The 21,355-nt window shown below is 69.0% G+C and carries 18 protein-coding genes; 12 read left to right on the top strand and 6 right to left on the bottom strand.

Annotation, left to right across the window (positions count from 1 at the left end):
• Positions 1 to 21: 21 nt before the first annotated feature.
• On the bottom strand, positions 22 to 2,658 hold the full coding sequence (locus BLS95_RS59015; protein WP_090931729.1) for an AAA family ATPase: 2,637 nt from the start codon (positions 2,656 to 2,658) through the stop codon (positions 22 to 24).
• Positions 2,659 to 2,753: 95 nt separating this feature from the next.
• Between BLS95_RS59015 and BLS95_RS15740 the strand changes: the two genes are divergently transcribed.
• The gene (locus BLS95_RS15740; protein WP_218135784.1) at positions 2,754 to 3,503 is read left to right on the top strand and encodes an alpha/beta fold hydrolase; all 750 of its coding nucleotides are present in this window, start codon (positions 2,754 to 2,756) and stop codon (positions 3,501 to 3,503) included.
• Positions 3,504 to 3,544: 41 nt separating this feature from the next.
• Here the strand turns inward: BLS95_RS15740 and BLS95_RS15745 are convergent, their stop codons facing one another.
• The gene (locus BLS95_RS15745) at positions 3,545 to 6,271 is read right to left on the bottom strand and encodes an ATP-binding protein (protein WP_090931733.1); all 2,727 of its coding nucleotides are present in this window, start codon (positions 6,269 to 6,271) and stop codon (positions 3,545 to 3,547) included.
• A 162-nt stretch (positions 6,272 to 6,433) separates the two neighbouring features.
• On the opposite strand from BLS95_RS15745, the gene BLS95_RS15750 reads away from it, so the two are divergent.
• From BLS95_RS15750 to BLS95_RS15765, 4 genes are all read left to right on the top strand, one after another.
• Positions 6,434 to 8,731, top strand: a complete 2,298-nt coding sequence (locus tag BLS95_RS15750) for an ATP-binding protein (protein ID WP_143043719.1) — start codon at positions 6,434 to 6,436, stop codon at positions 8,729 to 8,731.
• Between the two features lie 114 nt (positions 8,732 to 8,845).
• Complete coding sequence (locus BLS95_RS15755; protein ID WP_090931739.1) at positions 8,846 to 9,421, top strand: alpha/beta fold hydrolase; 576 nt, start codon at positions 8,846 to 8,848, stop codon at positions 9,419 to 9,421.
• Positions 9,422 to 9,589: 168 nt separating this feature from the next.
• On the top strand, positions 9,590 to 10,873 hold the full coding sequence (locus BLS95_RS15760; RefSeq protein WP_218135785.1) for an MFS transporter: 1,284 nt from the start codon (positions 9,590 to 9,592) through the stop codon (positions 10,871 to 10,873).
• A gap of 66 nt (positions 10,874 to 10,939) precedes the next feature.
• Complete coding sequence (locus BLS95_RS15765; protein ID WP_090931743.1) at positions 10,940 to 11,761, top strand: alpha/beta fold hydrolase; 822 nt, start codon at positions 10,940 to 10,942, stop codon at positions 11,759 to 11,761.
• 196 nt (positions 11,762 to 11,957) lie between these two features.
• On the opposite strand, the gene BLS95_RS15770 is transcribed toward BLS95_RS15765, so the two are convergent.
• The 3 genes from BLS95_RS15770 to BLS95_RS15780 form a co-directional block, all read right to left on the bottom strand.
• Positions 11,958 to 12,539, bottom strand: coding sequence for a dihydrofolate reductase family protein (locus tag BLS95_RS15770; RefSeq protein WP_090931745.1), 582 nt, complete (start codon positions 12,537 to 12,539; stop codon positions 11,958 to 11,960).
• 1,161 nt (positions 12,540 to 13,700) lie between these two features.
• Entirely contained in the window at positions 13,701 to 14,363 is a 663-nt protein-coding gene (locus tag BLS95_RS15775; protein ID WP_090932058.1) for a DUF4097 family beta strand repeat-containing protein, read from the bottom strand.
• 499 nt (positions 14,364 to 14,862) lie between these two features.
• Positions 14,863 to 15,360: an Imm21 family immunity protein gene (locus tag BLS95_RS15780; protein ID WP_176993210.1), complete on the bottom strand. Its 498-nt coding sequence runs from the start codon at positions 15,358 to 15,360 to the stop codon at positions 14,863 to 14,865.
• 149 nt (positions 15,361 to 15,509) lie between these two features.
• On the opposite strand from BLS95_RS15780, the gene BLS95_RS15785 reads away from it, so the two are divergent.
• On the top strand, positions 15,510 to 15,869 hold the full coding sequence (locus BLS95_RS15785; RefSeq protein ID WP_218135786.1) for a hypothetical protein: 360 nt from the start codon (positions 15,510 to 15,512) through the stop codon (positions 15,867 to 15,869).
• A gap of 241 nt (positions 15,870 to 16,110) precedes the next feature.
• Complete coding sequence (locus BLS95_RS15790) at positions 16,111 to 16,317, top strand: hypothetical protein (protein ID WP_090931749.1); 207 nt, start codon at positions 16,111 to 16,113, stop codon at positions 16,315 to 16,317.
• A 182-nt stretch (positions 16,318 to 16,499) separates the two neighbouring features.
• Here the strand turns inward: BLS95_RS15790 and BLS95_RS15795 are convergent, their stop codons facing one another.
• Positions 16,500 to 17,054 (bottom strand): hypothetical protein, encoded by a 555-nt coding sequence (locus BLS95_RS15795; protein WP_090931751.1) that lies wholly within the window; start codon positions 17,052 to 17,054, stop codon positions 16,500 to 16,502.
• Between the two features lie 197 nt (positions 17,055 to 17,251).
• Here BLS95_RS15795 and BLS95_RS54145 point away from each other — a divergent pair, with 197 nt between their 5' ends.
• The 5 genes from BLS95_RS54145 (at position 17,252) to BLS95_RS15815 (ending at position 21,157) form a co-directional block, all read left to right on the top strand.
• Entirely contained in the window at positions 17,252 to 17,779 is a 528-nt protein-coding gene (locus tag BLS95_RS54145) for a hypothetical protein (RefSeq protein WP_143043720.1), read from the top strand.
• A 293-nt stretch (positions 17,780 to 18,072) separates the two neighbouring features.
• Entirely contained in the window at positions 18,073 to 18,636 is a 564-nt protein-coding gene (locus BLS95_RS15800; protein ID WP_090931753.1) for an integrase core domain-containing protein, read from the top strand.
• A 20-nt stretch (positions 18,637 to 18,656) separates the two neighbouring features.
• Positions 18,657 to 18,890, top strand: a complete 234-nt coding sequence (locus BLS95_RS15805) for a hypothetical protein (protein ID WP_090931755.1) — start codon at positions 18,657 to 18,659, stop codon at positions 18,888 to 18,890.
• Between the two features lie 1,071 nt (positions 18,891 to 19,961).
• Positions 19,962 to 20,618, top strand: a complete 657-nt coding sequence (locus tag BLS95_RS15810; protein ID WP_143043721.1) for a hypothetical protein — start codon at positions 19,962 to 19,964, stop codon at positions 20,616 to 20,618.
• Positions 20,619 to 20,815: 197 nt separating this feature from the next.
• Positions 20,816 to 21,157 (top strand): hypothetical protein, encoded by a 342-nt coding sequence (locus BLS95_RS15815; RefSeq protein WP_143043722.1) that lies wholly within the window; start codon positions 20,816 to 20,818, stop codon positions 21,155 to 21,157.
• Positions 21,158 to 21,355 lie beyond the last annotated feature (198 nt).

Below are 21,355 nucleotides of genomic sequence, written 5' to 3' on the forward strand. Positions count from 1 at the left end.
CCGCCGGGCGGCATGAATCGGTCAGTTGACTGCATCTGAGATCACGCCTTCGAGCGCGTCACGCAGTGCGGCCCGCGAGGTGATGCCGAGCTTGGGGAACAGCCGGTACAGGTGGGCGCTCACGGTGCGGGACGACAGGAACAGCCGCTCACCGATCTCCTTGTTGCTCAGTCCGGCGGCGGCCAGCCTCGCCACCTCCAGTTGCTGGGCGGTCAGTCCGTGCGCGGCGTTGGGCCGCTGGGTCACCGCCATGCCCGTGGCCCGCAGCTCCTGCTCGGCCCGTTGCCGCCAGGCGGTCGCACCGACGCCGGCGAACAGGTCGGCGGCCCGGCGCAGCTCCGGCCTGGCCTCACCGGGTCGCAGCCGGCGGCGTTGCAACTCGCCCAGGGCCAGCCGTACCCGGGCATGGTCGAACGGCCAGCGTTCGGTCCTGGGCAGCGCGAGCGCGGCCCGGAACAGCGCGACCGCCTCGTCGGGCGGCGCCACCAGCGCCTGTGCGGCCCTGACGTGCAGGCGCAGCCGGGGTGCCCGCTCGACCAGGCTCTCGGCCGCGGCGGCGTGCGCCCTGGCCTCCTCGACCCGGCCGGTACGCATTGCCGACTCCACCAGCTCGAACACCGCCCACGGCGCGTAGGCGACATATGGCGGGATGGCACCTGGCGGGCTGATACTCGTCCAGTACGCGTAGGCGCTGTCGTAGTCACCGTGCGCCATCGCGGCGAGCGCGAGATTGCGGGCTGACAGGGACAAGTGCAGGCCGCTCCCGCGCGGCGCGGCCCACTGCTCGACGGTCCTGCTGTACTCCTTGGCGCTGTCGGCGTCCCCCCGCGCGGCGGCGAGCCAGCCGAGGCTGCAGCGCAGGTCGTGGGCCAGGAGGTCCAGGTCGTGGCGTACGCACAGGTCGAGTCCCGCGTTGGCCGCGCTCTCTGCGTCCTCCCATCGACCGGCCAGGAAATGGTCGTGCGCGGCGAGCCAGTAACCGCTGGCGGCGTGTGTCACCGCACCCCGCCCGGTCTCGCCGTCGATCAGGCCACGGATGCGGTCCCGGCAGTCCGGCAGCAGGTCCATCCAGGTGGCCGCCCGGCACAGCGCGGCCACGCGCCCCGGCGGGGCGTCGGCGGGCAGCGCGTCGAGGGCGGTACGCACGAGCGCCGCCGAACCCCGGCCCAGGAACACGTCGTGCAGCAGGCGGACGAGGTCGTCGTCGCAGCCGTCGACCACGCCGGTGACTTCCGCCCATTCCTGCGGATCCTGGGTGTACGAGGCGGCCATCACCCTGACCAGGGGACCCGCCTGCGGCGTACCCCGCAGCAGGCGGCGGGCCGCGTCGAGATCGCCGTCGCGCAGCATGAGGATCTGCGCCCTGGTGGCCAGGGCCCTCGCCGGGTCGTCGAGGTGGCGGCGCGCCTGGTCCAGCAGGTTCTGGGCCAGGTCGAGCTGCCCGGACTCGCTCGCCAGCTCGGCGGCGTGCTCCAGCCTCGCGGCGCGGGCCGGCGGGTCGGGAGTGAGGTCGGCTGCCCGCTGCAGCGCCTTGACCGCCAGCCCGGTGCCGCCCTTGAGGCTCACCGCGCGGGCGGCCTTCTCGATCTCGGCGGCCACCTGCTCGTCCGGCTCCACCGTGGCCGCCGCCAGGTGCCACATGCACAGCTCGGGATCGTCCTTGTGCTGCTCGGCCAGCACGGCGTGCGCGTTGCGCGTCTCCTCCGGCGAGGCCGTCCTGATGATCGCCGATCTGACCAGCGGGTGGCGGAACCGCAGGCCCGACGCGGTCGAGTCACGGGTGACCAGGCCCGCCCGCTCGGCCTCCAGCAGCTCGTACGGCGACAGCTCGGCCCGATGTTCCAGCCGGTCGCCGTCCAGGGCGGCCACCAGCAACGTCGTACGGATCCGCGGCGACAGCTCCAGCAGCCGGCCCGCGAAGCCGGTCTCCAGCCGGGTGCGCAGGGACGCGCCGCTGGGCAGCAGGTCCACACCCGCGGAGGTCTGCGGCAGCTCGTTGATCGCCAGGGGATTGCCCGCGGCCTCGGCGAGCACGCGCTCGCGCGCCGAGGGCGGCAGGCCCGGATGGAGCAGGTCCAGCAGCTGCCCGGCCGCCTCGTCGTCGAGCGGCCCCACCTCCAGCATGTGGATGCCGGGCGTGACGCGCTCGGTGGCCGTCAGAGGCCGGCGGGCGAAGACGGCCCGCACGTCGTACGGCTGCAGCCGTAACAGGATGAACATCATCACCTCCCGGGTGGGATGGTCCACCCAGTGCGCGTCCTCCACGGCGATCAGCACCGGCCCGTCCTCGGCCACGGCCGCCAGTACGGCCAGGGACGCCACCGAGATCGCCAGCCGGTCGGGCACCGGTCCGTCCCGCAACCCCAGCGCCCGGCGCAAGGTGTCCCGGTGGAAGGGCTCCACCCGGTCCAGGTACTCCATCACCGGTGCGAACAACTGGTGCAGCCCGGCGAAGGCCAGCTGCGCCTCCGATTCGAAGCCGCTGCCGCCCAGCACCCTGACGCCCTGCTCCCTGGCGTAGGCGACCGCGGCCCGCAACAGCACGGACTTCCCCACGCCCGGGTCTCCGTGCAGCACGACGTTGGGCAGGATGCCGGGGGCACGGTCGATCGTCTGCCGCAACACGGCCTGCTCTCTGTCCCGTCCGATGATGTCCACGCGGTTCGTCTCCTCGGTGCAGTCAGTTGACCGATTGCCGTGCTTCCGGGCCGCGGCATGCTGGGCGGGTGCCGCGACTACAGGTGGGACCAGACGTGAGCCTCTTCTACGAGGACGTGGGTGACGGGCCGTCCGTGGTCCTGGTGCACGGCTGGCCCCTGTCGTGCCGGTTCTGGGAGCTCCAGATCGGCCCGCTCGTCGAGGCCGGCCACCGGGTGATCTGCTACGACCGGCGTGGCTTCGGACGCTCCAGCCGGCCCTGGCACGGCTACGACCTCGACACCTTCACCGCCGACCTGGCGGGCCTGATCGAGGGCCTCGACCTGACCGGGCTGACGTTGGTGGGCTTCTCCACCGGCTGCGCCGAGTCCGTCGCCTACGCCGCCGCGTCCGGACGGGTGGCCCGGCTGGTGCTGGGCAGTCCGGTGCTGTACGCGAACCCGCTCGCCCACGAGCTGCGGACCGCCTCGAAGCGGCACCGCATCCCCATGCTGGACGATCTGCTCTTCAGGTTCTTCGCCGTCGACGGGCACAGCGCCCTGGACGAGCCGACGCGCCAGTACCTGCTGCGGCAGGCCGCGGAGGCCTCCCCCAAGGGGACCGCCGACTCGCTGGCGGCATGGGCCGCCGCCGACCCCCGCCCCGAGCTGGCCCGCGTCACGGTACCCACGCTGATCATCCAGGGCGAGGGGGACGCGTTCGTGCCCCCGGAGGACAGCGGGACGCGCGTCGCGCGGGCGGTCGCCGGCAGCTCGCTCGTGACCATTCCCGCCGCACCGCACGGTGCTCCGCTCACCCACTTCGAGCAGTGGAATGAGCTCATGCTGGAGTTCCTGGCGAGTTGACGGCACACAGCGACGGTATGTTCCGCGTGACGGACCCGGTATCAGTCGCGTGACGTATCTGCCAGTGCGTCACGCAGTTGCGCGCGCGAGGTGATGCCGAGCTTGGGGAAGGCCCTGTACAGGTGGGTGCTGACGGTGCGGTGCGACAGGTAGAGCTGCTGGCCGATCTCGCGGTTGGACAGCCCGGCGGCGGCCAGCCGGGCGATGTGCAGTTCCTGCGAGGTGAGCAGTTCGGCGACCGGCGCGACGCGCAGGTGGCTCGCCTCGCCCGCGGCCCGCAACTCCTGGCGGGCCTTCTCGCCCCAGGCGAGCAGCCCCAGCACGTCGAAGGCGTCGCGGGAGGCCCGCAGCGGCACACGTGCTTCCTGGATCCGCCGCCGTCGGCGCAACCACATGCCGTGAGCGAGCAGGAGACGCGCCCTGGCGGTGGGCCAGCGCGACAGGTCGGCGCCCAACGCGTCCTGGTAGAGCGCCTCGGCGCCGGCGTCGTCGGCCAGCAACGCACGGGCGTGCCGGAGTCCCACGTGCAGCAACGGGGACGGGGTCCGGGCGGCCACCTGCTCCAACTCGGCCACCGCCCGCCTGGCGGGCTCCGGCCGGCCGGCCGCGACGGCGGCCTCGGTCAGCTCGCTGATCACCCACTGCCGCCAGGTCATGTGGTGGGCGGTGTCGCCCGGGTCGAACAGCCGCCACAGGTGCCCGAACGCGTCGTCGTACCGCCCGGCGCACAACGCGATCATGCCCCTGGCATGCTGGAGCAGCGCGACAACCGAGGTGATGGCGACGGTGCCGAGCACCCGCTCGCCTTCGGCGGCCAGCGCCAGGCCGCGCTCCTCCTCGCCGCGGAGTCCGGCCAGCAGCGCCAGCATCCCCAGGGCGGTGGCCTGTCGTCGCGGCTGCGCGGTCTCGCGGGCCAGGCGTTCGGCCTCCTCCGCGACCAGCAGTGCTCCGGCCCAGTCGCCGCAGAAGATCTGCCGCCACACCTGCGTGCTGAGCGCCCGCGTGAGCAGGCCCAGCCTGCCCTGGGTGCGCAGGTCGGCGATCGAGATCTCCATGAAGTCGCCGACCAGGTCGAAGGCGCCGACCGTGCTCGCCGCGAGGCCGAGCAGCCTGGTCACGCCCCCGTCCAGCCGGGTGTCGCGCATCTTGGTCAGGCGCTCGATGACCTCCGCCCCGCGTTCCACCGCCCCAGCCGTGGCCAGGGTGACGAGCAGTTCCGGATCGTCGTCGCCAGCCGCGAGCCGTTCGGCCAGGGCGATGACGCGGCTGCGCTGCTCCCAGCCGGGATCGCTCCACCAGCAGCGGATGGCCGCCGCACGGACGAAGCTGAGCGCGAGCTCGCGGTCGCCCGCCGCCTCCGCCACCTCGGCCGTCATGACCAGCCGGCGGATCCGCGCGGGGCCGTCGTTGCGCCCCTCGCCGAGCACTTCGCTCAGCCAGACGCCCCTGGCGCGCGGCAGCTCGCCGACGAAATACGGCTCGGCCAGCGCGAGCAGTTCGGCGGCCTGGTCGCCACGTCCGAGCTCGAAGGTCAGCTCGGCGGCGGCCAGCAGGCGGTGGGCGCCGGCTGCCGGTTCCTCGCTGATCTCCGCCGCCCGGCGCAAGGCGGTCACCGCCACCGGGATCGCGCCGCGCTGCCGGGCCCGTGCCGCCACCCCCTCCAGTTCGGCGGCGACGGACTCGTCTCGATGAGGGATCGCCGCGGCGCGGTGCCAGGCCCTGCGGTCCGGATCGTGGCCGTGCACCAGGGCCAGCGCGGTGTGGGCCGCCAGGCGATCGGTGCGGCCGGCCTTGTGGTAGATCGCCGAGCGCACCAGCGGGTGGCGGAAGCTGAGGGTCTGCTCGTGCAGCTCGACCAGGCCCGCGTCCACGGCCGGGGCCAGCGCCTCGGCGGTCAGCTCGGTGCCCGTCATCATCCCCCCGCCCGCGCAGACGGAGGCCAGATCGTGTCCGTCGTTGGCCGCGGCCACCAGCAGCAGTCCTCTGGTGTGCGGCGGCAGCTCGGCCAGCCGTACGGCGAAGGCCTGCTCCAGGCGCGCGGTGAGCGGCAGGACCCCCCTCTCGTCCGTGATCGCCCCGGCATCCAGCGCGAGCGGCAGCTCGACCAGGGCGAGCGGGTTTCCGGCCGCCTCGCTGAGCACGCGCCGGCGCATGCCGCCGCTGAGCCCGGTGGTCTGGGCGTCCAGCAGCGCCTCGGCCGCGGCGGGCTCCAGGCCGGTCAGCCGCAGCTCGGGGACATCACTGGCGTCCAGGCTGGTGGGATAGCCGTCGCGCAGGGCCATCAGCAGCACGATCGGATCCGATCGCACGCGCCTCGCCACGAACCCCAGCACCTCGGTGGTGGGCCCGTCCAGCCACTGGACGTCGTCCACCACGATCAGCAGGGGCCGGTGGGTCGCCGCGTCACCCAGCAGGTTGAGGACGGCCAGCGCGACCAGGAAGGGCTCGGGGTCGCCGGCCTCGGCCATCCCGAAGGCGCCGAGCAGGGCCTCGCGCTGGCGGGTGGGTAGCTGACCGGCGCCTGCGAGCATCGGCCGCAGCAACTGGTGGAGCCCGGCGAAGGGCAGATGCGTCTCGCTCTGCACCCCGGACACGGTGGACACCAGCAGATCCCGGGCCTCGGCCCGCTCGGTGGCGATGGCCAGCAGAGCCGACTTGCCGATCCCCGGCGCTCCGCGTACGACCAGAGCGTCGCCGCACTCGCGAACACGGTCGACGAGCCCGGCGAGTTTCGCGACCTCGCGCTCGCGCCCGAAAAGCGTGATCACGCCACCCCTCCCGCCAGAGCCCCGCGATCGAATGGTCGCACAAGTACGTCACGCTACGAATGCCCGGACAACAGGAAGCAGCCACGACAGGCGCTGTTGAACCGCCGGGACCGTTGAAGGACTATTGAACCGCCCGAACGGCACCGGCCTTCCACGCAGGCCTTGTGTGATCTCCACCAGATCGCGGAGAAGGAGCACTCGATCACCACCCCATCCAGCTTCGCGGAGGTGCTGCGTCGCCACCGGCACGCCGCACGCCTGACGTTGGAGCAGCTCGCCGAAGCCTCGGGAGTCAGCGCCCGGACGCTGTCGGACATGGAACGCGGACGCAGCAAGGGCCCCCAGCACCGGACCGTCACCGCGCTGACCGACGCCCTCGGCCTGACGGGCGCCGACCGCAAACAGCTTGTCGAGCTGGCCCGCGAGGGCCGCCTGCGCGACCGCTGGACCCGCCCGACGGGGCTGTGCGAGCTGCCTCGCTCCGTCGACGACTTCACCGGTCGAGCCGCGGAGCTGGCCTGGACCAACGAGCTGGTACGTGCCGCGGACGCGCCGGGCGCCGCGGGCGTGGGACTCATCACCGGCTCTGCCGGGCTGGGCAAGACCACGTTGACCGTCCGCGCCGCCCACACCCTGCGGCCGGACTTCCCCGGCGGGGTGTTCTTCCTCGACCTGTTCGGCATGTCTCCGCAGCCCCTGCCGCCGACCGAGGCCCTGAGCATGCTGCTTCGCGCCCTCGGCATCGCGGATCAGCAGATCCCGGGCGACGTCGCCGGGCGCGCGTCCCTGTACCGGTCCCTGCTGCGCGACCGGCGCGCGCTGATCGTGCTCGACAACGCCGCCTCCGAGGAGCAGGTCCGGCCGCTGCTGCCGGGCGGCGGCGCGGGCAAGGCCCTGGTGACCAGCCGACGCCTGCTGGCCGGGCTCGAAGGAGTGCGCAGACTCAGCCTCGGGCCACTGCCCCTGCTGGAGGCCACCGAACTGCTGACCGGAATCCTGAAGGACCGCGGCGCCTCGGACGAAGGATCGGCTCTCTGGCAGCTCGCGCAGATGTGCGGTGGCCTGCCCCTCGCGCTCCGGATCGCCGGAAATCGGTTGGTCAGCCGGCCCGGCTGGAACGCCGCCGACCTCGCCGCCCGGCTGACGAACGAGGAACGCCGCCTGGACCAGCTCAGCGCCGGCGATCTGAAGATCGCCACCGCGTTCGGGTTGTCCTACGAGCAGCTGGCCGACTCGACCCGGCGGGTCTTCCGCCGGCTCGCCCTGGTGCCGGGTCGCAACTTCGACGCAGCTCTCGCCGCCGTGGTGGGCGGCACGTCGATCGAGGGGGCATGGGACGCCCTCGACGAACTCGTCGACCTGGGTCTGTTGCAGGACAGCATGTCGGGACGCTACCGCTTCCACGACCTGGTCCGGCTGTTCGCCCGCGACCGGCTCCGGGACGAGGAACCCGCGGTCGAGCGCGACGCGCTCACCCTGACGATGACGTCGTGGTTGCTGCGGATGGCCACCACCGCCGGGCGGTGGTTCGAGCCCGGGTACGGCCGTCCCAACCGGCCCGACCCCGACCTCGCCGACCTGTCCTCCGAGGAGGAGGCCGACCACTGGCTCCGCGTGAACGTGGACAGCTGGCTGGGCGCGTTACGCCACCTGGCGAGCGTCGGCCGGTACGCCGCCGTCCTCGACTGCGCCGAGTCGATGCACTGGTTCTCCGACCGGTGGATGCACGCGCCGCACTGGCAGGAGGTCTTCACTCTCGCCGCCGAGGCCGCCGAGGCCCTGGGCGACCCGGCCCGGCAGGCCGGGCAACTGAACCTGCTGGCCTGGGTCCATCTGGTGCCGCGAGAGGACCTGGAGACCACCCTGCGCTACACCGCCCAGGCGATGGACCTGGCCACCCGCAGTGGTGCGACGGCGCAGATCGCCATGGCGCACCACACCGCGGCAGGCGCGCTCCGACGGCTCGGGCGGCTCGACGAGGCCATCGCGTCGGAAATCCAGGCGGCGAAGATGTTCAGGGCCGACGGCGACATCGATCGGTACTGCCAGTGTCTCGGCGCCCTCGGCACCTGCCTTCGCGATGCCGGACACTACGCCGAGGCGCTGGAGCAGTACCTCGACCTGTTGGCCCTGCTGGACGACGACCGGTCGGGGCTGACGCCGAGCACCGTGGCGTTCACCCGGCCGATCGCGCTGGCCCGCGTCGGCGAGTGCCTGGGACTGCTCGGACAACGCCCTGAGGCGATCAGCAAGCTCACCGAGGCGATCAGCCTCATGGAGCAGGCCCAGTTGGCCGCCCCGCAGGCCCGCGCCCTGGAGACGCTGGCGGCCCTGCTGGCCGAGGCGGGCCGTACCGGCGAAAGCTGCCATACCTATGCGCGCGCGGCCGAGGTGTACGAGGCCATCGGCGACACCGAGGCGAGCGGCCGCTGCCGCGACCTGGCGAACCCCGCGCCCTGACGGTTCGGGAACCACTTCTGCGTCCGGTTCTGCGTGGCCGGAGCGCGTGCGCGCGACTTGGATGGAGTGCGCAGGGACAGGCCTCGGGCCTTTCCATCCAGGTCAGGAGCGGCCATGACTCCAATCAGGAACATCGTGCTCGTACACGGTGGCTTCGTGGACGGAGCCGGCTGGCAGGACGTCCGCGACGAGCTGACCAGGGACGGACTCCGCGTCCACATCGTGCCCATCCCGACGCTGTCGCTGGCGGATGACGCCGCGATGACCCGCCGGGTCCTGGACGGCCTCGACGGCCCGGCCCTCCTGATCGGCCACTCCTACGGCGGGGTCGTGATCAGCGAGGCCGGCACCCACCCCAACGTCGCGTCACTGGTGTACATCGCGGCATTCGCCCCCGACAGGGGTGAATCGATCAACACCCTCATCACCGACCCGCCTGCGTTCATGGCCGACGTGCGGGTCCCCTGGGGCGTGGACGCCCTCGCCGGGGCGGTCACCGAACCGGCCTGGCAGCACAGGCCCAGCTGGTACCTCGTCGCGACCCAGGACCGGATGATCCCGCCCCCCGCCCAGCGGGCCATGGCCGAACGCGCCGGATCGATCGTCGTCGAGGTCATCGCCGGCCACGCCGTGTACGTCTCCCAGCCCGCCGCGGTCGCCGACCTCATCCGCCAGGCCGCCGCCGCCTGACGACGTCCGCCCTCGCGCGCCCGGATACCGGGCTGCCGCCGTGCGCTACCAGGAGTCATCCACAGATCTCGCACGCTCAACGCCCTGCGCGGCGATGGATCAGGCCGGACGCCTTCTCACGCGGGCGCTCGGCCCCGACAACAGGAGGCAGAAATGACAAGGAGACCGGTGACCAAGGCCGCTGTCATCGGCACGGCCCTCGAGTTCTACGACCATGCCCTCTTCGGGCTGGGAGCGGCGATCGTCTTCGACAGACAGTTCTTCCCGGCCGACCAGCCTCTCGCGGGCACTCTGGGCTCCTTCGCCGCGTTCGCGGTCGGATTCCTGGCCCGCCCCATCGGCGGGGTCGTGTTCGGCCACTTCGGCGACCGCGTCGGACGTAAGCCCATGCTGGTCATGACGCTGCTGCTGATGGGACTGTCCACGGTCGGCATCGGGCTGCTGCCCACCTACGATCAGGTGGGCCAGGCGGCGCCCGTCCTGCTGACGCTGCTCCGGCTGGCGCAGGGCTTCGGCGCGGGAGCCGAATACGCGGGCGCCCTGGTCATGGTGGCCGAGACCAGCGATCCCCGCCGGCGGGGCCTGTGGGCCTCGCTTCCCGGCGCGGGCGTCCAGATCGGCATCCTGACCGCCACGCTCGCCTTCACCGCGGTCACGGCGCTGCCGTCGTTCGAGACCTGGGGCTGGCGGTTGCCGTTCCTGCTCAGCCTCGTGGGCGTGGGGGTGGGACTGTTCCTGCGGTTCCGGGTGCCGGAGTCGGAGCTCTTCGAGCGCGAGCGTGCGCGGGGTTTGAGCCGCTTCCCGGCGCTGGAGGTCCTCAGGAGGCAGCCGCGGATCCTGCTGATCGCCTTCGCGGCCAACGCCCCCTTCGGCGCGATCGCCTACATCCTGAACGTCTTCATGTTGTCGTACGTGACCAGGACGCTCGGCCTGCCTGCCACGGTGGGCCTGGTCGCCAAACTGCTCTCCGCGGCGGTGGCGATCGCCGTCACGCCGCTGTTCGGGCTGCTGGCCGACCGCGTCGGCCGCCGTCCCGTCTTCCTCAGCACCGCGCTCCTGCTCGGTGTGTTCGCCTTCCCGATGTTCTGGCTGGTCGACACCGGTCACCCCGGGTTGGTTATCCTCGCGATCACCGTGGGTTACGGCGTCTGCGTCGCCGGGATGTTCGCCGTACTGGCCTCGCTGTTGACCGAGCTGTTCGCCACCCGCCACCGCTACAGCGGCGTCGCGATCGCCCGCGAGTGGACGGCCGCGCTGACCAGCGGCCCCGCCCCGCTCGTGGCGGCCACTCTGGTGGCGGCCGCCGGTGGCGCGTCGTGGCCCATCGCCGTACTGCTGATGGTGTGCGCGGCGATCACCTTCACCGCCGTCCTGTTCGCCCCGGAAACCCGCCATCGGAACCTGACCGAAGTCGTCAGCGAACCGGCGATCCGTACGGGTGCAGTCATCTGACCGATTGCCGCCGGGCGCCGCGGATCTAGCGTCGAGCCCATCGACACCCATCGGAAGGGACCTGAGATGCCCTACGTCAGCGCCGCCGACGGCACGCGGATCTTCTACAAGGACTGGGGCGGTGGTCGGCCCGTCGTGTTCAGCCACGGCTGGCCGCTGAACGCCGACTCGTGGGACAACCAACTCCATCTGGTCGCCTCCCACGGCATGCGCGCCATCGCTCACGACCGCCGCGGCCACGGCCGCTCGGACCAGCCGTGGCACGGTAACGACATGGACACCTACGCCGACGACCTGGCCGCCCTGCTGGACACGCTCGACCTGCACGACGTCGTGCTGGTCGGGCACTCCACCGGCGGCGGCGAGGTGACCCGTTATCTCGGCAGGCACGGCAGCGCCCGGGTGGCCAAGGCCGTACTGCTGGGTGCGGTGCCGCCGCTGATGCTCAAGACCGACGCCCACCCTCACGGTCTGCCGCTCGAGGTGTTCGACGGTATCCGGGCCGGAGTCGCAGCCGACCGGTCCCAGTTCTACAAGGAGCTGGCCGTCCCGTTCTACGGCTACAACCGGACGGGCGCGCAACAGTCGCAGGGTGTCATCGACGCCTTCTGGCTCTGGAGCATGCAGGTGGGCGTCAAAGGCGCGCTCGACTGCATCAGGGCCTTCTCCGAGACCGACTTCACCGAGGACCTCAAGCGCTTCGACGTCCCCACGCTGATCGTGCACGGGGACGACGACCAGATCGTGCCTGTCGTCGCCTCCGCGCTGGAAACCGCCCAGCTCGTCAAGGACGCCACCCTGAAGATCTACGAGGGCGCCCCGCACGGCCTGGCCGGTGCCTTCGAACGCGACTTCAACGACGACCTGATGTCGTTCATCACCCGATAGAGGCCCTACCGCGGGGCCCACGCACAGCATGCCGCCGGCCGGCGCTCGCCCCCGAGCACCGGCCGAACGCGAGCACCACCCCCGAGACAGCACACGTAGCTCGCGGCTCCCACGGCGACGCCGGCCCTGGTCAGCCTGCTGCCCGCCCCCGACGGCCACCGGAGATCCCGAAGTCGATGAACGCGGCACCGGAGCGTCAAGGAAGTCCGGGCTTCAGGACGCTGTAGCGCAGGTGGGTCACGGACCCCGCGACGGGTTTCCCCTCCGGCACCAGCTCGGCCCGCTCCCCGGCGAACAGCGGCGTGCCCTCGCCCATCAGCACGGGGACCAGGTGGATGTACACCTCGTCGAGCAGGTCCGCCCTGAGCAGATGCCGGGCGACGTCCGCGCCCAGCACCAGGACGTCCTTGTCCCCCGCGGCCTCCTTGGCGCGCCGGGCCGCAGCCTCCAGCCCGTCGAAGGCGAACGTCCCGCCGTTGTCGCCGAGCAGGTCCTCCCTGGTCCGGTGGGTGACCACGAAGCTCGGCACGCCGGGCCATGGCGTGCCACCCCACGGGCCCAGACCGAGGTCGAACGTACGCCGTCCGATGAGGACGGCCCCCACCGCCGCATCCACCTGCTGGCGGACACCGATGTCGACCCCGCCGTCCGGCCCTTTCCCGGCCATCCATTCGTGCAGCCGTTCCCCGCCGTCCCCCATCGGCTCCGCCTCCCGGACGTTGGGTCCGGCCGTGAACCCGTCCAGGGACACCGACACATCCAGCACGATCTTGCCCATCACGAGCCTCCTTCGCTCCATCAGCGCCGCCGCGACACCTGCTCCCGAGTTCGGGAAATGAACGGTGTCTCTAGAACACTCTCGCCCGGTGGGATCGACCCGCTGGTCATCGCTCACGGCAAATTAGATCCGTCGTTCCGACGTCCGACACGCGCGGACGATCGCGCGTCCGGAAAGCTGGGATTCTTGTCCGCTTCCGGCGGGGGTGCGCTTCGGTGTCGGTCCGATGGCTTTCGGAGGCGGCGATCAGTAGGAGCCGGCCGCAGCGTCACATCGACTCGGCGGCGTCCAAGGCGAGCACGGCGAACGTGGCAATGAACGCCGACAAGCCACCCGCGATCACCTGCGATCACCTGCGATCACCTGCGACAGAGCGGCCCTCGGCTGCCCTCGGCGGCCCCTCGGCGGCAGCGGTGAGCCGCGGACGCCGCCCGTCGCCCGTAGGGAGCGCGGCGGCGATGGCCCGCAAGGCCGCCGCGGCGGCGATGGCCCGCAAGGCCGCCGCGGCGGCTGAGCGCCCGCTCGATCAGGCGCCCGATCTGCGGATCGCGATCGCAGCCGCGATGGCGTCGTGGAAGACCACGGGCAGCACCACCGTCGTCAGCGGTACCCCTTCCGGCGGCGTGGTCGCGACCAGTCGCACCGCCTGCCACAACGGATTGACACCGGAGCCGTCAAACGACTCGAGTCCGGTGAGCCCTTCATGCGCCGGCGCCGGTCAGCGGTGCAGAGGTCCACGGAGGCACTCGGCGGCACTCGGAGGCACTCGGAGGCACTCGGCGGCACTCGGAGGCACTCGGAGGCACTCGGCACCCTCGGCTCCGCCGAACACGATCTGCTGACCTTGATCGTCGTGTTCGCGAATGTGCAGGGAGCGATCATCTTTGGTCCGCCGGTGTCAGCCGATGGGTCAGACCCTGGCGGGAAGCGCTCATCCACATCATCACTGCCAACCATGGACAGCCGGGCGCAACAACACGAGAGGCCCGCCACCGCGTTTCCGCTGGCGACGGGCCTCTTCCCGCTGATGTGGCAGGCGCAAGGTGCGAACTTGCGTAGGGTGAGCCGACGGTTCACAGTCCCGTCGCGATCACTTCCTGACCGGCGATCCCTCTCACGACCGCCGCGTACTGACCGCGTACCGGCCACGCCCCGGCCGGGTCACAGGCTGCGAGCGGTGATGTCGCCGTTGGACGTGGTGGCCTGGATGTCGAGTTCTACGGTGCCGTCGTTCTTGAGGGCGTTGGTGATGCGGCCGTGGCTGGTGCCGGCGTCCAAGGCAGCCGAGACTCCGGCGGCAGCGGCGATCGAGATGTCGCCGAACTGGGTACGGAGCACGACCTTGCCACCCGTGGCCTCGGCGATCCGGATGTCACCCCGTGCGGTGCTGATCTCCGCGGGCCCGCCCAGGCGGCCGACCTCAACGTCGCCGTCGGTCGCGGTGAGACGCAGGCTCGCGGTCTCGTCAAGCTTGATCTCCCGGTACGCACCTTCGAACGCGACGTCGCCGAGGCGGCCGACGGTCCGGAGTTCGGCGCTGGCCGTCTTACCCTCGACCCGGGAACCGGCGGGCAGCTCGACCGTCACCTCGATGGATCCGGACGGGCCGAGATACTGGTTCTTCACCGGAGTCTCGATCCGCAGGACGCCATCGGCGTACTCGACCGTCGTCTGCTCGGCCGCCGTCACGTCGCGGCTCTTCGAGGCGTTCGCGGGCCGAACCTCGACCACGGTGTCGCCCCGGTCGGCTGCGATGAACTTAACGCGCCCCGCCGGAATGTCCAGGACGGCGGAGATCGGGGCGGGGGTATCGAACTTCTGCATCATGCTCTCCTGCGACTAGTTGCTTCTGACACCCGTCCCGTCGCGTCGCTCATGGGCTTCCATAAGCGACGCACGAGGGTCGGGAGTGAGCTCGGTGGCCCAGTTCGCAGCCCCGAGGCCGCATCCCTGAACCGCTCATGGCATTAACCCTCGCCGACCGCTCTGATACCGGCCTGTCACCGCCCTGACGCCGCCCCTGACATACGACGGGAAGCAGCCGGTTACAGTCCGTCCTCGCTTTTCACGGATACCTGCGTAGTGAATTCACACGTTGAGAGGCACACACCGCCCGCCCGATGTCGGATAGTTCGGAGCGCATTGCTACACCCCGGCCCCCTCAGAACCGGACGTGCCCGTTGCCGAGCATCCAGCTCAAGCAAGCCGCAAGAGCGTGCGGGCGACCGAGAGCCACCACCGGTGCCATCGGCCGATCAGCCGACAGCAAGTGTTCCCCGGTGTTCCCCGCAGAGCGGTGCTGCCTGTCCAGCGGGGGCTTGACCTAGGAAACCGCTACCAGGCGATAGCAGCGAAAGCACGTGCGTTCGTCCGGCCTGGTCTCACCAGAATCCACCCGATACCGACCCGGCTCGATCTCCACGCTGATCGCTTCCCCGTCCATGGCGCCCCGCACCTGGTTGATCTGTATCTCCCCTCCAGGCGCCGCAGCATCCAGAAGCACCATCGGCCCACCAACGTCCATGGTCGGCCCCTGCTCCCAAGCAACATCGCCCAGCCAGGACACAGCCTGCTCGACGTCACAACTGGGATCGGCATAGACCCACTGCACAAAGATCCTCAGCCCCTGGAAGTACGTGGTGCGCGCAGGTTCGTCCCAGAGCACCAAGCCCTGCTCGCCTGTGCCGAACCGGATCACTCCCAGATCGTCAACCGTACATGCCGAGTCGTAGTCGTCACCGTCCGCACCGGTCCACTCGTTCAGCGCCTTCTCCGCCACGAGCACCAGCGGCCCACCCGAGGACTCCACCCAGACCTGCATAACCCACCCCTTCACCCGCATGAGTGCGGCAATGAGATCCCACACCCACCGCGCTCAAGCCGACGCAGGGAGATCCCGAACGAGCCTGAGGCACTTCACCGATCAGTCGACGTGAACAACCTTCCCAAAGCCCGGAGTACTCTGCCCCTGTGTGCACATACGCGATGGTCACCTACAAGGTCCACTACGTATGCGTCTCCTGCCGTCAGAGCCACAAACTGCCGCGGGACGGCGCAGAGCACCTGTGCACGCGCTGCCGGCAACCGATGCTCTTCGCCGGCCACGACTTCGCCGCACCGCGCAAGACCAATGACCGCGAGTGGGCGGCCGTCGCAGCTGTGCTGGGAGCGGGGCTCCGGTACGAGGGCTTCGAGCCCTGCGGCTGTGGGAGGGACCCGAAATACCGTCCGCACACGAGCGCGCAGGTGCGGGCTCGGCGCAGGATCGCAGCACGCCGGGGACTGACCGACGCCGAAGCACTCGCCCTACGCGACCCTGCCGACGCATAGCTCCTCACTGATCATCCCGAAGGCTCCCAGAGAACGGCTGCTCGTACAGGGTGGAGCACCGTGCGTACGCTGCCTTCGTGGATAGAGAGATGCTCGCTCAACTTCTCCCCACCACGGGGGAAGCCGGCCACGCCTGCCGTCGGGCATTAGCGGCCGGTGCGCACTTCGAGATATGGCCGGAACTGACCGAGACGATAGCCCTGACCAGGACTTACCAGCGTCGCGCCGTCTCACCCGCCGAATGAACGTCCCATCTCTAGGCTTCGATGAGGCGGTCACGCAACTCGACACCTGCGAACTGCAGCACCTCATTCTCGGCATGGTCAAAAGCACCGAGCCGGCCTATCACTTCCAGCTCTTCCTATCTCCCGACGCATCACGCGTGGTGGCTTGCCTCGGCGTCAGCCGCAACCAATGGGAGCACGTCGCGCGCACCACCCCTACCTGACACTGAGGACATCCCGTCCGCCGTGGAAATCGGCGCCAAGGGCCACGGCGCAAGTGTGGAGCGTGGAGCGCCTCACTGGACAGACGACCCTTGCCCCATGGCCCTTGGTCTGCACGGCTTGTCCCGAGACGACGACGGCTACCCGGACATTAACTTCTGTAGCCGTGAAACGTGATCTTCGGCTAGTGGATGCTCAGTCCCATTCTCTGCTGCCCAATTTGAGGAGCGGTCCCGGTCTCGGTTCCACAAACGTTGCAGGGCAGCTCGTACATGTCGGTGAGGTGCCACGACTCCCAATCCCATGCATCCAGGACCGCCTGGAGCTGCTCGGAGAGCTCTTCAGCATAGGGATATTCAGTGACCCGTTCAGAATCCAGCACACAGGGGCGCGCCAGATAGATCTCCTGGCCGAGCTCGGCCACCCGGAGTGTCGAAATCGCCGTCCGGCGTGGCGTGGTCCCGCATGGGCGTTCCGCAAGGACCTCAGCCAGATCTCCGGTACGGCGCCAGAACAGTAGCGGGATGGGCGCCCACCTGTCGTCTAACTGGTGTCCGTTGGGACACCACAGCAACTGGAGCAGATCCGTGCCCTCAGAGAGGGAAATCTGAGGAACAACCATGGACACCGGGCTCTCAGGGATACGCCCCTGCATCGTCCCCCAGCCGTACTGGTCGAAAGATGGGCCAGATACCAGCACCGTCCGGTCCAGCGGCTTGCGGCAGCGTAGCACCGACATCGCGAAGCAGAGCCTGCGGATTAGAGAAGTCGATTACATCAAGGTCCAGGGCTGTGACCTGGGGACGCGGTGTCTGTGGACGTCCGTCGAATTCCGCCGTCGTCCGCCCTCTTGGCCGTAGCGGTGACTGTACAGCCAAGAAACTGTCAGCTCTGGAATCGCGGATCTTGTCACCGACGGAGCCTATGCTTTCCCCCGTGACCGCAGATGAGACTCCTGTTCCTGTTGTGCATGTCCTTCAGCTGGACGTGCTGGTGGATTACCACCAGACATATCTCGTGGATGAGGGATGTAGCGCGGGCTGGATTGATGGCGCGTCGAGCCATCCTGTCGGGATCGTCCAAGTGGCGGAAGGCACCGCCCTCCTGACTGTGGGCCTTCAGTGGGGAAGGATGGGGTTCACGGTAGCTGTCGCCGATCAAGATCCTCGTGCTGACTTCGACGGCTACGAAGACATCGTCGAGATCAGCTATGAGTCCCCATCGGGCCGGGTTTTTCTGGAGGAGTGGGGAGGGGGAACGACACATGCTCTTCCGCCGCTGCCCGCCGGTCCCGGAACGTACCGTTTGCGATACCACGCCAGAGGTATGGACGAGGAAAGCTGGGATGAAATAGACGAGCACTACCTTCTGCAGATCTGGCCTCAGCCGCAGAGTGATCCCGCTGTCCTCAAATCAACAAGTCGGCTCTTTGAATACTGGCTGAGCTCTGAACGATCTCGTTAAGCTGGTGTGGAATACTACGTCCTTCGACCGGTCGAAGACATCGCCCTACGCAGGGAGGACTGCGACCTCCGGTGTAGGGTTCGGGACAGCTTCTCATTGATGTCTCCCCCCCGAGGTCAAAGTCCCATGGACGAACAACGGCGACGCCCACGAGCAACGCGGGCTCAAGCATCGCGGACGGGCCTTTAGCGTTTCAGGGCGGCATCGTCCCGCGCTCATCCCGGATCGCGGGCGTCTATCTGGGGAGAAACGCCCCATGATCCATCCCGGCGCGGCGTTCGCCGAGGCGATGGGTGCCGCTGGAGGTGCCGACCGACAACGGCAAGCAGTGCACAGGCCGGTTCGGCGGGCCGAAGGCGGGCGAGGTGCTGTTCGAGCGCGTCCGCCGCGAGAACGGCATCAAGTCGCGTCACAGCGCGCCGCGCACTATGACGACGATGGGCAAGATCGAGCAGTTCCATCAGAGCGTGCGCCGCAAGCTGCTGACCGAGGCGCTGCCGTTCGCCTCGTTCGAGACTACTCAAACTGAGATCGACGCGTTCGCGGACCATTACAACACCGCTCGCCCGCATCCGGCGCTGGACATGGCTTCCCCCCGGAGGCCGGTCACCCGCCTTCGACGCCCCCGACCACTGCGGCCCGCCCACGGCCCTGCATCATCGGCCCTGACCCTAATTTCCGGCACGCCCCTGTTTGCCCTCACACCGCTGACGGCTGACATCTCCCCCGGAAGAACAATCTTCCTACCAGGAGAAAGAACCACACCCCGGTCGCAGCCGAGGACTGTCGCCGGCATCACCCGTCTGCCACCGTGCTCAACGTCAGACCCGAGCCGCACCACCAGCGCCGGGGGCTAGCTTCGCAAAGGTAGGAATGCATGAACGCAGAAGCACAGATCATCGACCTCATGACGCGTATCCGGGCACTCGAAACCCACACCGCTCAGGTGATAGCCGACCTCACCGACTTGCGAGCCGAGATGAGACAAGACGTTGCCGCGCTCAACGACGAGCTAGCCGGCCTGCGACGGCACATGGACGAGCACTTCACCTGCATCCGGTCCGAACTGCTACACCGATTCCGCGTCATCCAAGGCGAAGTGATCGCCTAACCCACGGTGCCTGCGACCGCCGGACAACGCCAAGGCCCCGGGATGAGTTCCGTGCCGTACACGAGGACTCATCCCGACCCGATGCTTCTGAACAGGCCCTAGCCGAGGCGAACGCCGTCGAGGTCGACCGGCTGGTCAGCTCGATCGGCACCATAACTCTCGCCAACCGTGCCACGTCGACCGGGTGGTTCTGATGGTCGATCCGGTTGATCGGGGCGTGTAACGAGCATCGAAGGGCTTGGGTCTGGAGTTCATATCGCCCGATGCGGCCCCGCAAGCTCGAGCCGCGCGCCTGCGCCTGCGCCGCCGCCTTGATTGAAGGTGCACCGTACCGACCTTGTCGTGATCGCTTGCCTATGCTTATGTGTTCGGGGTGAGTCGTGATTCCGATATAGGCGGACGTCTCCAACCTGTTCCGGCGAAGGTGAACCCGGCAGGCGGGAGGCTGAACCACATCACACTGCTCCTTGCCCTGGGAGCGGTGCCCCTTTTGCTCGCCAATTGGTTCATCGTTGCCGTGATCATTGGACGCAACTGCGCTCTAATATATGAGGGCGGCAACATAACGGAATGTGTTGGCGGACTTTCAGAGGAAGAGATGACCGCCGCATCGGCAGTGATCGCGCTGGTGCTACTTGTCATCCAGATAGGTCTGATCGTCCCAATGCGCCGGCGCGCCCGCGGCGCTTAGCGGATTTTCTGAACGGCTGTGGAGCGCCTCGTATTGCAGCCCGAGCCGCAACCCTGGAGGCTCGCCGATCGCTTCTATATCGGGATCGCTCGTTCGTGATCAACGACGGAATGTCCATCTTGCCGCGACGGTCTCGGCGGGGTGGTCCTTATGCGGGGTCGTTAGATCGAGCCGCCGAAAAGCGTGATCACGATGAGATCTGCTGCTGCGAGGATCCCTAGCTTATGAGGCAAAGAATGGCCGTGGTGGTTCTCCTGGTGGCTGCATCCACGGTTACCGCAGGGCCAGCCGTACGGGCCGATGCCGTGATGGATCCGGCCGACGCTATTCAGCGCCAGCTCGTACCGAACCATGGGGTCAAGATCGTCCAGCGTAACCGGATGAACTGGCTCGGCAGTTGGTCTTCCCACAAGCCGGTGCGCGGCATCGTGGGGTTCGGCAAGGGCAAGATCGTGGCCACAGACCTGACGAACTTCAACGTGGGACGCCACGGGACCCGCAACATCTGCATCGGAAAGCGGGGCTACCAGTTGTACACCAAGACCGACCCCGACTGGCCGCTGCCGCCGGGCAAGAGTTGGGTCACGTACGAGTGGCCGTGCCAGCTCGTTCTGAAGTCCGGCCACCATGTCAGCCTCAGCGACCCGGCCACGCTAAGAGCCGTGTTGGCCACCACCGCGCGCAAGCGGCCCGCCGGAGTTTACGACGGTGTGCGGACCACCCTCTACGAGGGCACCATCACCTTCGCGCAACTCCACAAGGTGAACCCGGCCATGCGCATCGGCCTCCGCAGCAAGCCCACCGGCAAGTACGCCTCCTGGAAGGTGTCCTGGCGGTTGTGGATCGGCCGTGACCAGCTCGTCCGCAGAGCATGGAGCGCTTGGCGCGACCCGAACGACAGCCCCGACAAGTCCGCCAGAGACGACCCGTACTACGCCTTCGAGGAGGATCTCCGGTTGTCGGACTGGGGGATGAAGGTGGACATCCAGCCCCCGCCCGCGGATGAGACGATTTCGTCGGAGGAGTTGTATGACTGACCCGAACGCCTCGCCGACCTGATCACCCGTCTGCCATCGACCCGCCCGAAGGGGAGGCTGATCTGGTCCGGGTCGATGGTGAGCGGGATGATCAGGATTCACCTCAGCCGCCTGCAGACCTGGACCTCGCGAGTGATGATCATCCGGGAGCCGGAGAGCCCCTGCCGGAGGCATAGAGCATTGTTACCTTGTGCGCCATGAGTTCAACGGCGCGGGCGTTCAATGAACGCGGCGATTCTGTGGAGAACCCGAGTTCAGACGACCTGCATGCCCTGCTGCGCGGATTGACCATGTCCAACCGTTTCCTCGTGGTCGAGCGCCTGGACGCAGAAAATGATGAGTACTACATGCAGGCTTACCTACGGGATGACGGGGCCTACTGGCTGGAGTATCGCGACGGCAGCATGGACGCACACTTCCGCGCTTCCAGCCGGACACTGCCGATTCTGGCGCAGATCTTCACCATGTGGTTCTACCGGTTGCCTGGGTGGCGGGAGACGCTGACTTGGACTGCTTGGCCGGACGAGTCCGAAGACTAGCGCGTCGGTGTGCCGATGGTCGGCGCGTTGGGTGAGTACGCCGTGGAACTGGAGGAGCTTTCGGCAAATCCTCTGCACCGGATCAAGTGGAAGCCCCCCAAGACCACCGAGACGGTAGATCCTCGGATCGTGGTCAACCCTCGTCAGGCGCAAGAGCTGCTGACCGTGGTGACCTACGTGGGCCGGCGAGGCGTGGTC

Origin of the sequence: Nonomuraea jiangxiensis (assembly GCF_900099965.1) — a bacterium.
Taxonomy (GTDB): Bacteria; Actinomycetota; Actinomycetes; order Streptosporangiales; family Streptosporangiaceae; genus Nonomuraea; species Nonomuraea jiangxiensis.